13 protein-coding genes are annotated in these 12,564 nt (G+C 47.7%); 2 read left to right on the forward strand and 11 right to left on the reverse strand.

Annotation, left to right across the window (positions count from 1 at the left end; translation table 11 throughout):
* Positions 1-203: 203 nt before the first annotated feature.
* Positions 204-632, forward strand: coding sequence for a pentapeptide repeat-containing protein (locus SB752_RS22830; protein WP_410717835.1), 429 nt, complete (start codon positions 204-206; stop codon positions 630-632).
* A 45-nt stretch (positions 633-677) separates the two neighbouring features.
* On the opposite strand, the gene SB752_RS22835 is transcribed toward SB752_RS22830, so the two are convergent.
* From SB752_RS22835 to SB752_RS22865, 7 genes are all read right to left on the reverse strand, one after another.
* Positions 678-1,346: a hypothetical protein gene (locus tag SB752_RS22835; protein WP_410717836.1), complete on the reverse strand. Its 669-nt coding sequence runs from the start codon at positions 1,344-1,346 to the stop codon at positions 678-680.
* A 49-nt stretch (positions 1,347-1,395) separates the two neighbouring features.
* The gene (gene thpR / locus SB752_RS22840; protein ID WP_410717837.1) at positions 1,396-1,992 is read right to left on the reverse strand and encodes an RNA 2',3'-cyclic phosphodiesterase; all 597 of its coding nucleotides are present in this window, start codon (positions 1,990-1,992) and stop codon (positions 1,396-1,398) included.
* Positions 1,993-2,084: 92 nt separating this feature from the next.
* Positions 2,085-2,573, reverse strand: a complete 489-nt coding sequence (locus SB752_RS22845; RefSeq protein WP_410717838.1) for a hypothetical protein — start codon at positions 2,571-2,573, stop codon at positions 2,085-2,087.
* Between the two features lie 149 nt (positions 2,574-2,722).
* Positions 2,723-3,763 (reverse strand): hypothetical protein, encoded by a 1,041-nt coding sequence (locus SB752_RS22850; RefSeq protein WP_410717839.1) that lies wholly within the window; start codon positions 3,761-3,763, stop codon positions 2,723-2,725.
* A gap of 4 nt (positions 3,764-3,767) precedes the next feature.
* Entirely contained in the window at positions 3,768-4,568 is an 801-nt protein-coding gene (gene surE / locus SB752_RS22855) for a 5'/3'-nucleotidase SurE (protein WP_410717840.1), read from the reverse strand.
* A 108-nt stretch (positions 4,569-4,676) separates the two neighbouring features.
* Positions 4,677-5,102, reverse strand: coding sequence for a TerB family tellurite resistance protein (locus tag SB752_RS22860; protein WP_103108791.1), 426 nt, complete (start codon positions 5,100-5,102; stop codon positions 4,677-4,679).
* A 114-nt stretch (positions 5,103-5,216) separates the two neighbouring features.
* Positions 5,217-7,040, reverse strand: a complete 1,824-nt coding sequence (locus tag SB752_RS22865; RefSeq protein ID WP_410717841.1) for an SgrR family transcriptional regulator — start codon at positions 7,038-7,040, stop codon at positions 5,217-5,219.
* 190 nt (positions 7,041-7,230) lie between these two features.
* Between SB752_RS22865 and SB752_RS22870 the strand changes: the two genes are divergently transcribed.
* On the forward strand, positions 7,231-8,457 hold the full coding sequence (locus tag SB752_RS22870) for an MDR family MFS transporter (protein ID WP_410717842.1): 1,227 nt from the start codon (positions 7,231-7,233) through the stop codon (positions 8,455-8,457).
* A gap of 10 nt (positions 8,458-8,467) precedes the next feature.
* Here SB752_RS22870 and SB752_RS22875 read toward each other — a convergent pair whose 3' ends face one another.
* The 4 genes from SB752_RS22875 to SB752_RS22890 form a co-directional block, all read right to left on the reverse strand.
* Positions 8,468-9,265 carry an ABC transporter ATP-binding protein gene (locus tag SB752_RS22875; protein ID WP_410717843.1) on the reverse strand — a complete coding sequence of 266 codons (798 nt, stop codon included), beginning with the start codon at positions 9,263-9,265 and terminating at the stop codon, positions 8,468-8,470.
* On the reverse strand, positions 9,258-10,190 hold the full coding sequence (locus SB752_RS22880; RefSeq protein WP_103108788.1) for an ABC transporter permease: 933 nt from the start codon (positions 10,188-10,190) through the stop codon (positions 9,258-9,260). The genes SB752_RS22875 and SB752_RS22880 overlap by 8 nt, the downstream gene beginning before the upstream one ends.
* A gap of 27 nt (positions 10,191-10,217) precedes the next feature.
* Positions 10,218-11,276, reverse strand: a complete 1,059-nt coding sequence (locus SB752_RS22885) for an ABC transporter substrate-binding protein (RefSeq protein WP_410717844.1) — start codon at positions 11,274-11,276, stop codon at positions 10,218-10,220.
* A gap of 93 nt (positions 11,277-11,369) precedes the next feature.
* Positions 11,370-12,380, reverse strand: a complete 1,011-nt coding sequence (locus tag SB752_RS22890; protein ID WP_410717845.1) for an ABC transporter substrate-binding protein — start codon at positions 12,378-12,380, stop codon at positions 11,370-11,372.
* Positions 12,381-12,564: the final 184 nt, after the last annotated feature.

The raw sequence follows: 12,564 nt of genomic DNA on the forward strand, positions 1-12,564 counted from the left end.
GGGTTTTTTACATCCCGGAAACCTCTCTGCCGTGCCATCCGTACTATATGATTGTACTTATTTGGACTCGGAGTGTGATATGCTGTGACCACCTGCAATATTTCCGCGATTGCTGGTGTCGAGTAGGGTTAACATAGACAAAACAGAACAAACATTCTACACTGGAAGCATCATTCAATTCCTTTTCGTATAGGAGTGAGACCATGAAAGTAGAAAATGACAAGGCTGCCCTGGATGTTACGAATGCAGATGTATCCCATTCCACCTTCAAAAATGTACGGGCGGAGCAGCTCAGTCTTCAGTGCTGTAACCTTAGTGGTATGAATATGCATGATGTAAACTTGACGGGTTTTCGTATCGCTGATGCCAATTTGAGCGAGCTACATATTAATGGTGCACAGTGGGGTGGCGCCCATTTCGAATGCATAGGATTTGGCAACCCAAATCAGCCCGATGTCGAATTCAATACTACCCCAGTTCAATTCAGCAAATGCAATTTCGATCAAGGCCTGTTTCGGGATTGTAATTTATCGAATGTCAGGATGGACAACTGCAACATTTCCGGATTGGTGATAAACGGAGTAGATATTGAGAAGTTAATGAAACAGTACGGAACTACTGAACCAAAATAACACGTTAAAAAGGGCGGGAGCTTTTCCCACCCTTTTCCTCACTTCTCACTCCCTTCCACCACTGGCCAAATACGCGTAATTGACCCATACCATTTCTTCGATTCCCAGAATCTCCTTAAACAGGTCTACTGAGTCGTATAACAAAGAAGCCCCGGTCTCGTCATCCACGTCAGTCAATAGCTGCAAGTCAAAGAGCGAGCGCAGTTGTTGCACCTGTTTTGGTCCCGTGATCCGGTTAAAGGATTGCGGCCTGATTCGGGTAATCCCTTTCCCAACCTCTCGCCGATACAACTCCGAACGTACAACCCGATCCAATATGTCCTCATACTTTTGGCGAACGTCCTCGCTGTCTGTAATCCTTTCCTGCAGGTTTACATCCGGATAGAGCCGACCAAATTCCTCTTCTGCCATTTCAACGTCGAGTGAGTAGCTAATCGTTGCAGAGGATACTTCATAGCCGGCATCGAACAATCGAAACCCCCAGCCGTTGTCTTCCGCATCATGAAACCATAGAAGCGGCACGTAGTGCTTCGACAGCTGCAATAAAAATTGGACGGTCGATGAGGTTTGCAGCCACTCATCCTGCAGGAAAAAAGCGTTCCAGTCGCCGTTGACGTTTCTGTGGAAGTATGACTGATCGATCTTGGACAAGGCAATCAATACTTTCGGTTCGTATTTGCGTGGATAAAGAATGCCGGTCGTGAACTCACCCATTCGTTTTCCACCGCTTTCTGGAAGGCTTTCCCTAATCACTCTTCCTATTCTATTCAGGTACCGCTTGTTTTTTGCTGTGATCTTTATCAAACGTGCTCGTATGTATAATCGTATGTACCGCTCCTGTCGGCAACAGCTCAGATCGGTACAGATGCACATGCTTCGCCTTCCACTGTGGAGGTTCCAAGGCCAGATATCTGTCATTCCATTCATCGAGTGGCAATCCGTTTTCCTGCTCTTCGGGTCCGTGCGCCAGGGTAACATGCGGACGATAGCTTTTTCGATCATAGGCTAAGTCCTGATGCAAATCAAACCGTTTTCCCAGCAATAGATGTAGTTGCTTAAGCGAGCTTACCTGGCCGCGTAGCCCGAGCCACAATACTCGCGGTTTATCCGCATGCGGAAAAGCGCCAAACCCTCCGACACGCAAGGTGAACGGATTGATAATCGCACTGACAATATCCATATCCTCGCATATCGCGGGCACAAGATCTTCGTTGACATCACCTAAAAAATGCAGGGTCAAATGCAAGTTATGCAAAGGCTGCCAGCGTCTCACGCTAATTTCCTGCTTGAGTCGCGACTGTATGTCAGCCATGTACGCTGCCGCTTCTTGTGGTATGTCTAACGCTACGAATATACGCATGAGTCAATCACCTATCCTCTTTTGGAAAAATGCTACCTAAACGAAAACAAATAGCCCTCCCTGATCGGAGAGCTATTTTTCCATTGCTTTTTTTAAGCAGCGAGCATCTTTCCGGTTACGATGCCCAGAACACTGCGTACGTATTCACCAAGCCTGCCTGAACCGGGTTGATACATAAAGCGAATTGTCAATTCGACGTGACCGATATGGCCTGCAGGTGGAATGTTCCAGAAAAGGTCCACTTCGCCATACAAAAATTCTTCAATACGCTGCTTTTTCGCTTCCATATCCAGCGTAGGATCGTATGACAAAGAGAATTTCATCATAATAGAAAATGAATCCGTTTGTGCCCCAACATCATCGCGCACGTTTAATTTGCCATGGATGGCGACTAAGCCCGATTCCCCCCACAGTGTGTATTCCAACAACGCTTGGAATTGTGGATGGACTTGCAGTTCCAGAGCTGGAAATCCCCTTTCGATTGTTAGCGAATGACGCCCTGCCACTTGCTCAATCTCTTCTTGAAAACGGTGAGCGCAATCAGATACAACCTGAAAAACATCGGATTTAACAGCGTACATCGTCGTCACCTCTCCCCAGCGGATTATCTGTACTACTTAACTTCGAAATCCCCCTTGTCATATCCTTTGTTGAAAAATGACTTATTTACCCTTATTTCATCGAAGCGCAAAAAATTCCTATGAAACTATTTTTCGCAATGTTTCAACAATCACACGTATGGATTCGGAACCGCTGGAAACGCTTGCGTAAACAAGCCGCCGAGATGCTCCTGAACCGTTTCATCCAGCTCTAAATGATAGAGCTGCCCGCTTTCATAGCGCAAAAGTGGAAAGGCTCCAAGCTGAAGCGGAGAAGCGTCTTCGGTTTGTACGAATTCAGGCAGCGTCATCAAAAAGCGAGAGAAGGGATTGGCTTCATCCTCTGACATATGTACCACCTCAAACAAATGAGCAAGGCTCGGGGTCACCACCAAACGAAACTGATCGTCCCGTTCAGCTGCCCAAACCGTAAAGGAGGAATCTCTTACCTCGCTGCGGGAGTGCCTGCGCATCACCCAAACCGCTTGCAGGGCCGTGCTCATCAAAAGCTGCTGGGCTTCCTCTTCTCCATGCGTCGCCAGCATCCTTTTGTACTGTAAAACAAAGGCCATGCCAGCTTCCAGAAGCACAGCGTCAGGCAAGGACAACGCGGATATCGTCTGTGTCTCTTCTTCCCGGACCTCGGCAGCCTCTGGCATCGACTCGGGTGTGCCGTCGTAAAGCGAGCGAATCATTTTGTGTGCACGCGCTAATTCATCCGTAGAAAAATGAATATCCTCCGAATAGATGTGAGTGATCTGTCCATCTTCATAGGCAAGATAGTGAAGATACGTAAACGGCTGCTGCAGGATCGTTAGCGCCATAAATCTTTCCTCTGCTGAGCATATATCAAAGCTAAGCGGAAAGCCAAGCGGCTGCAAAGGATCGGTAAGCGTCCAAATGACGGCTAACAATTTATTTTGATAGGTCTTGAATTCGATCGAAACAGCATCTCTTGTTTGCTCACTAAAGGCATCCACTGTTTCAAATACCAAATATAGCTCAACCTCACCATGTCCGTTTAACCGGGTGAAATACGGGAGTCCGTCTTCTTCTACCAGTTTGTATAGATCATGATATTTTTCCTTGTCCAAAACTTCTCCCTGAGTGCTCTCGTCAGGGGCTACCAGGGTTGAATCCGGTGTCAGCTGCGGAAAAAATTCATTCTCCATCCCGTTATTCCTCTCGCTTTCCCCACTCTTTTACGAAAGACCACTCTCCCATTTCCTGCAAAAAGGGCCGATCTGTCGCGTCAATGTGGACAGGCGTGACCGCGATGTAATCATGCTTGACCAGATCATAATCAAGTGGCTCGGCAAGCGGCATAACCTCAGGATATTCACGCATCAAAAAGAATCCTTCTGCCTCTTCACTATATTTGTCCTCATAGTGATTCATGGAGAGAGTTGCAGGCACAATGCCTTTGATTTTGTTAAGTGGAACATGCGGGATGTTGATGTTCCAGAAAACATTCGGTGGTAGCTCCCGTTTTTGCGCCTTTTCACGAAATTCCTTTACCAGCGGTTGTATCATTTCGACTACTTCGCCGTAGTTATCCTGATCGAACCAGTTATCGTAGGAAAGGGCAATCCCAGGTATTCCGAGCAGAACAGCTTCACGGGCACCGCTGCACGTTCCCGAGTAATAAATATCTCTGCCCAGGTTTGTGCCGACATTGATCCCGGAAAACACGATATCTGGCTTGTGACCATCTTCAAACAGCAAATAGTAAGCGGATTTTACACAATCGGCGGGATTCCCGTTAATCGCCCATGCCTTTACCGGCAAACCGTAAAAATCATGCTTCTCTGGAGCTAGTGCACTCCGATACGTCACACCATGACCTACCCCGCTTTTTTCCTCCACAGGGGCAACCACATAGATTTCTGCACCTTCCAGGGTGAGCAAAGCTTCTGTTAACCGTTTAATCCCCAGTGCTTCAATGCCGTCGTCATTCGTAACTAAGATTCGAAACATACGTTTCCTCCTTCATCGTGGCACAAATACTCTCATTTTCATTACCCCTGTACACTTCCTATTGTACCAAAAAAAGTGAAAGGACCCCAATTGAAATGGGGCCCTTCCCTAGTCTCCAACGATTTCTTTCCAACGCTCGCGCCATGCGATGCCTTCGCGAATCCACTCTTCTACCTGTGCCTGCTTTTCTTTTGATATACCGATGAGAGAGGCGATCCGCGCAATTTCCCTCGTCTCCATGGCAGACAGCTTGCGATCAATCAGCGCCATGTGGTACAGCTTACGCATCATAATTAGCTTTTCGTTTTGCGTGAGGTCCACCAAATCTTCGACGATCACTTCTGGACGTTTCGGATAATCCAGATCATCCATCAAAATTTGCCGTTCTTTTAACGTAAAATGCTCCGCATTCACAATATCGTGAATTTGATCGAATTCTTTATTTCCTATATAACCGTCTGCATGTCCGACGCATATCATCAATCGAATCGAAGCAAACAAAATATGTTTGTCCTTTTCCGTTCTTGTAAACAACGCGCACTTCCTCCTCCAAACGTGGTGATGTCATGTTATTGATAAGAATATCTCTCTACGTAATTATACGATGAAAGAGGAAAGCGGTTTCACACTAAATTGTGACATTTTCCGCTAAGTCTTGACAAAAACATGAGTAAAGTCTACCCATCCATATGCATCCAGGCTGACTCCTGAAAGACGAGGATGTGCAAGCATCTCTACTCGATTCGAATACAACGGAACAAACGTATGCCATTCATCAAGCAATTCTATCATCCTCGTCATAAAAGCTTGCCGTTCCTCTCGTGTTTTGGCTAGTCCCATCCATCTCATGATTCGATCCACTGCTTCTTTTTGTTCCTCATTTAAATGATGTGTGATACTCAAGGCATCCGCATATAAAAACTCCCGTAAGGACAGCTCGCTTCGCTCATCTACATTGGCGCTATCTACAACGAGATCCGCTGCCTCAAGAACAGCTGGCTTCGCTAGCTCCTCAGGCTCGGCATACACGATCTCGATATTCACCCCGTGTGCCATACATTTTGCTTGAATCCATTCTGCGTCTTCTACATGATCCAGATCTGGATACGTATACAGTTGCAGCAGTTCTCCCTCATACCCTTTCCCATCCCACGACTTTAATGCTTGAGCAGAATCATCGGACAGCTCATCACTGCGCTCGAGAAAGGGGCCGGTTGTCCCCCAGGCAAATACAGGCACCCTCATTCCCTTCAAGTCGTCGCACAGCTCACTCGGTGAAAGGATTCCCGCCAGCGATTTACGAAAGGCATGATTTCGCAGCGGGCCATTTTTTGCCCCGTTGAAGCTGACGTATTGAAAGCAGTGCTCTTGCCTCGCAAGTCCTCTCCACGATATTTCGTCCTGTTCGAGCTTATGATCTCCCGTAGTGACAGGCAGCAGAAGCTGTGTACGGTCCAATCCCTTCGCCATTTTCTTGTCCTCAGGCAGCTCAGGCACACACCAGATTTCAATCCGATCTAAAAACGGACGACCACCAAAATAAGGCTGAAACGCCTCCAAAACCAGCATCGAGTCATCATTGCGCACAACGCGAAAAGGTCCTGTCCCCACTGGCATCTGCGCAAACTGCGCTCCCATCTGATCAGCATAATCGTGGGGAACGATGGACATGTATTCTTTACTAAGCGCCTCTAAAAAGAGCTCATCGGGCGCATCAAGTGTAATGACAACGACATGATCGTCCTTTGCGACAGCGGATAAGATGGCGGTCGTCAGCCAGCGATGCTTGGACCTCTCCTCTTGCAATCGCTGAAAGGAGAAACAGACATCATCTGCCGTAAGCTGGCGTCCGTGATGAAATAAGACGCCTTTGCGCAGAAAAAAGGTCCACTCCCGTCCCGTCTCGTCTACCTCCCAAAAAAAGCTCAAATGTGGCTCAATGTTCTTCGTGACTGGATCAAAACGGACGAGACAATCGAACAAATGCTTGACCAAATGAGTTTGTGAGCGCAGGAGGACGTGAATCGGATCGAGTCCTTGAAACGGATGATCAAAGAACAGACGCAGTGTATCGGCTCTACTATTTTCCTTTTCCCTCGTCACATGAAGTCCAAACTGACTACTCATCCATCGTGAGAACTCTTCCGCAAGTGCTGGCCACTCTTTTTGATACTGATCGATCAATTCCCGCGATGCTTTGATTTCCCCTTTTTGCACAATTTCTTTGGCAACACTCAAAACCACATCAACCGGGGACAGCAAACAAGTGAGTACAGAGCGATTCCCTCTCCCTCTTCCTGGCTGCCAAATAAGCCAGCCCTGCTTCTGCATTTTTTTCAATGTTAAGGTTGCGTTGCGCAGGGTACAAAACAAACGGGTCGCGACTTCCGCCAATGCTATTTCTTGCGGCTGTCCCAGAGCTTCTTCGGGAAAGCCTGCGCATAATCGAATGTACTGCTCCACTAGCTGCACTTTTGAACACCACCAATCACTTAAAAAAACATGAAAAAATATCAACCATAATCGTACGCTTTTTCTCCGCGCTGCGCCACCGTACAATTTATAAAAATCGGCTTGCAGCAGCAGTATCCATTTACCTTAGCCCCCTTTGTACCATGAAACCAGATCATATCAAACAGATGTGATAGAAAGGACCCTTCTCATGACTAATCCTCTACGCTCTATTCATCGATTTATCTCTACCTATCCGCCAGTGATTTGGGTTCGCCTGTTCGGAGAATTGCTCACCTCGTTGTCGAGCGCCATGATCGCTCCGTTTTTAGTCCTGTACTTGAGCGAGAAAATCGGCAGCTCGATTACGATGACCATGATTGTGATCGGCCTGCAGCCCCTTTCGGAAATCGTTATTACGGTCGTTGCTGGTGGAATAACCGACCGCTTCCGGCGTAAGCCCGTGATGGTCGTTGCCCTGTTCTTACAAGGCATAGCGATGCTGGGAATGGCCTGGGCTGATTCGATGGCTGCCTTTGCCCTGTTGTACCTTTTGAATGGTGCTGGACGCTCGCTATTCATTCCCGTGAGTCGTGCGCATCTCGCTGACACCGTTTCCGCTACGCAAATGGCCAGTGCCTTTGCACTACTCAACACGGCGCATAGCATCGGGGCAGCAATCGGACCATTGGTTGGTGTCATGATTTATCAGTTTGATCCTGCGCTTGCCTTTTTGTTTACCGCTATCTCGCTATTTCTGTACACGATTGCAGTTTTGTGGAAAATTCCAAATACCGTGCTGCCACAGCTCACCGAGACCGAAGCCGCGGGTCAGCCTGCTGCTGGCTCCCTACAGGCGTATCGACCTGCACTCGCCATCATGATGCTGTCCTTGCCGATCAGCCTGTTCTATGCACAGACGGAAACAAATCTGCAGCTGCATTTGAAAAATACGTTGCCTAATTACTTGCAAACATTGGCACTACTCATATCGGTAAAAGGAATACTGCTGCTCTGCTTTGAATTTTTGCTGGTGAAATGGACACAGCATCTGAATCCTCGTCTGCTAATTGCGGGCTCCTACCTGTGCTTTTTCGTAGTGGCACTCGGCTATGCATTCCTGGACAGTGCTCCTGCGTTGATCGCCCTTCAACTGCTGCTTGTGATCGGGGAGAGTATCGGAATCACCCAGCTATTGGCGTTTGTCACGCGCATCTCCCCTGTATCGATGCGAGGGCGATACTTTGCCATTACGGGTACTCACTGGGATATTTCCCGTTCTTTGGGTCCGTACCTGGGTAGTCTCGTACTGCTCCATTATGGAGGTGCGATGCTGTTTACAATCGTAGCAGCCATCTTGCTAGTAGGAGCGTGGGCAATCCATTCCTATCTTCGAAGCAAAGAAAAAGCCCTCCCGTTAAAACAGGAAGGCTGGTAGTAGATTATGTTTACGTCAACAGGAAACGATCTTCGTTTAAGCTTTCTCCACCGCGAGCGATCTCAAATGCTCGCAGCAAATCCTGTGGCTTCATGGTGCGTTTTTTCTCCTCAGGAATATCCAGAATGATACCCCCATCGTGCAGCATCAACAGGCGATTTCCCATATTGAGTGCTTGTTCCATGTTGTGTGTAACCATGATGGTTGTAAGCTTAAATTGATTGACAACCTTCTCGGTCAAATTGACAATCAGTGCCGCACGCTTTGGATCGAGTGCCGCCGTATGCTCATCCAGCAACAAGATTTTCGGCTCCGTAAAGGTAGCCATCAGAAGGCTGAGCGCCTGACGCTGTCCGCCGGAAAGAAAGCCGACCTTGGTTTTCAAACGGTTTTCCAAGCCCTGATCGAGTTGCTTCAGCTGCTCACGGAACAGCTCCCGCTTATCGTTGTTGACACCGAAGGAAAGCGAGCGTCGTTTTCCTCGGCCCAACGCGATGGCCAAATTTTCCTCAATGGTCATGTTTGGAGCTGTTCCTGCCATCGGGTCCTGAAATACGCGACCGATAAGCCCTGCTCGCTGATGCTCACCCATGCGAGTCACATCTTTGCCGTCGATTGCAATCGTACCCCTATCCGGGATCATGCCCCCGGAGATCATGTTCATCATCGTGGACTTACCCGCGCCGTTACTACCAATCACGGTGATGAACTCACCGGGCTTCACATCGAGATTCACGTTGCGCAGTGCGATCTTTTCGTTGACCGTGCCAGCATTAAATACTTTATTGACTCCAGAAATTTTAAGCATCGCTGCTTCCTCCCTTCACCGCGCGCATCGCCGGTTTTTTCCAAATGCCCTTGGCAATGGTCGGAACCGTCAGTGCGATAATAACGATCAAGGCAGTGATCAGCTTCATGTCAGACGGGTTCAAGCCTGCTTGGAGCGCCATAGCGATAACCAGGCGATACACGATTGAACCGAGAATGACTGCAAGCGTGACGCGGAAAATAGAGGAGCTTCCAAATAGTACTTCCCCAACAATAACAGAAGCAAGACCAATTACGATCATACCGATCCCCATACCGACGTCTGCAAAGCCCTGGTACTGGGCTACCCACGCACCCGATACAGCTACAAGACCGTTAGACAGAGCCAGACCGACGATTGTCGTCGTATCGGTATTCACTCCGAAGCTGCGAATCATCTTCGGGTTATCACCCGTAGCGCGCAAATCCAGTCCAAGGTCTGTATGAAGGAACCAGTCAATAATAAACTTGAGGACCATTACACCAATCAAAAATACCAAGGCAACTCCGGTTATCAAGGTCACTCCGCCGACTGTCAGATTCGGGATGCTCAGATTCTGAACGAAGGTAAAGAGTGTATCCTCACGCAAAAGCGGCAGGTTGGCTTTGCCCATGATACGCAGGTTCACTGAGTACAGGGCGATCATTGTCAAAATCCCTGCCAATAATGCGTTGACTTTGCCTTTGGTGTGCAAAATACCGGTAAAGGCTCCCGCCAACCCGCCGACGACAAACGCCAGCAGGGTGGCCAGAAACGGATTGGTTCCATCAATGATAAACTTAGCTGCAATAGCACCGCCCAAGGCAAAGCTACCGTCAACAGTTAAGTCAGGTACGTTTAGTACGCGGAAGGTAAGGTAGACGCCCAGGGCCAAAATACCGAATAGCAAACCCTGTTCGATTGCTCCCATTATTGCCAAATTCATGAAGAAGTCCTCCTGTTGCTGCGTTTATTACTCTACCACTTCTCCTGCGCGGTCGAGCATAGCTTGCGGAATGGTCACTCCCATTTTTTCCGCTGCTTTTTTGTTCAATACGAGTTTCATGTCTGCTTGCATTTCAACTGCCATGTCCGCAGGCTTCGCTTCACCCTTCAGGATTTTCGTAGCCATATCAGCTGTTTGCTCACCCAGTTTGGTGTAGTCGATACCGTAAGTAGCAATCGCTCCGCTCTTCACAGAGTTTTCTTCACCAGCGATAACAGGGATTTTTTGTGATTCAGCTACACCCAGGACTGCTGCGATGGAGGATACGACCATGTTGTCTGTTGGTACATAGAAAGCATCTACCTTGCCTACCATTGATTCAGCCGCTTGCTTAACTTCAGTAGCACTTGTAATCGCTGCTTCACGGATGGTCAGACCAAGCTTGTCAGCAACTGCTTTTGCTGCATCTACTTGAACCTTGGAATTCACTTCGCCGGAGCTATAAATAACACCCACTGATTTTGCATCTGCTTTCAGTTCCTTGATGAGCTTCAATTGCTCTTCTACCGGGTTCATGTCAGAAGTACCTGTTACGTTAGCGCCTGGCTTATCCATCGCTTTTACGAGACCTGCTTCTACTGGGTCAGTTACTGCTGTAAAGAGAATCGGAATCTCTTTGCTCGTTTGAGCGGCAGCTTGTGCAGTTGGCGTTGCGATTGCAAGTACCAGATCTACTTTGTCTGCCTCAAATTTTTGTGCAATGGAGATTGCTGTATCCATGCTCGCTTGCGCGGATTTCACATCGATTTTCACTTGCTTGCCATCTTCAAATCCATTTTTCGCCAGTTGCTTGACGAAGCCTTCACGGGCAGCATCCAGCGCAGGATGTTCTACAAATTGAGAAATCCCGATCGTCAATTGCTTGGTTTCAGTTGAAGGGGCCTGAGCAGATGTTTCGGTAGCAGGAGCCGCAGGTTGATTGCTCGCTGGAGCAGCACCCTGCTGTCCACACGCGGTGACGGACAAAAGCACCAAAGGAAATAAAATACTCTGAATAATTTTGCTAGTTTTTTTCTGTTTCAACATCTGATAAATATCCCCCTTGAAAAAATTTTTTTCTAATCTTACCACGTTTAAAAAACTTTTAAAAGAATAAAAAGAGAGCATGAAGCTCTCTTTTTACTTGATGATTTCTTTCGCCTGCTGTTTGAGTGCCTCAGTTACAGGGAGACCAAACTTAGCAGCTGCTGTTTCGTTGATGTATAAGTCGGCCTGTTTGGAAACTTCTACAGGAGTATCTGCTACAGTCTGGCCTTTCAGTACACGTGCAGCCATTTCACCTGTTTGTTTGCCAATTTGATAGTAATCAATACCATAAGTGGCAACAGCACCGCGTTTTACGGTATCTGTGTCAGAGGCAAAAACAGGAACCTTGTTTTGCTCTGCCACTCCGAGGACTGCTTCAAATGACGAAACTACCGTATTGTCGATCGGGATAAACATGGCGTCTGTTTTTCCAACGAGCCCCTGAGCTGCCAATTGTACCTCTGACAGTTGGGAGATACCCGCTTTGACAATTTCTACGCCTTCTTTGCTGGCTGCTTCCTCCAAGTCCTTCACCTGCACTTCCGAATTTACCTCGGATGTGGTGTAGATTACTCCGAGCTTTTTCAGCTCAGGCATGAAGGTCTTGACCAGCTTCAGTTGTTGTTCCATGGAAACTTTGTCTGACGTACCGGTCACATTTTTGTCTGGTTTTTCCAGCGTATTGACCAGTTGAGCCGAGATTGGGTCTGTTACGGCACTAAAAAGCACGGGTTTATCAGAAATCGCCTTGGCTGCTGCTTGTGCTGACGGCGTAGCAATCGCAATCACCATGTCCTTTTTATCACCTGCATACTTCTGGGCGATGGAGACAGTGTTATTCATATCACCGTGGGCGTTTTGCGAATCTACTTCCAGATTTTTGCCCTCTTCAAAACCGGAGTCTTTCAAGCCATCCAAAATTCCTTTATGGATTGCATCCAGCGCCGGATGTTCTACGAATTGCGTCAATCCTAGCTTCACAGTCTGCTGCGCGCCAGCATTTGCTGCTGTCGATTCTGTTTTTCCCCCTGTTGCTTGGTTGCCACATGCTGCCAATGAAAATGCCAACAATGCGGTCAGTCCCATAGTTGCTACTCGTCTCATCTATACTTCCTCCTCTAGGCTCTGCTTGCTTTCGTCACCCTCTGGCAACGAAGCTGTCTGATAGTTGCTCTAAGGCAACTTGTGTCCAATTATAGCATATTATTTCACGATGAAAAGTTCTTTTGCTCAATAATTTATGCGGTTTTTCCCAGAAAATAAAGCCAGCCTGGTTCTTTTAGACTAA

It is taken from the genome of Brevibacillus sp. SIMBA_040 (assembly GCF_046535075.1).
Lineage (GTDB): Bacteria > Bacillota > Bacilli > Brevibacillales > Brevibacillaceae > Brevibacillus.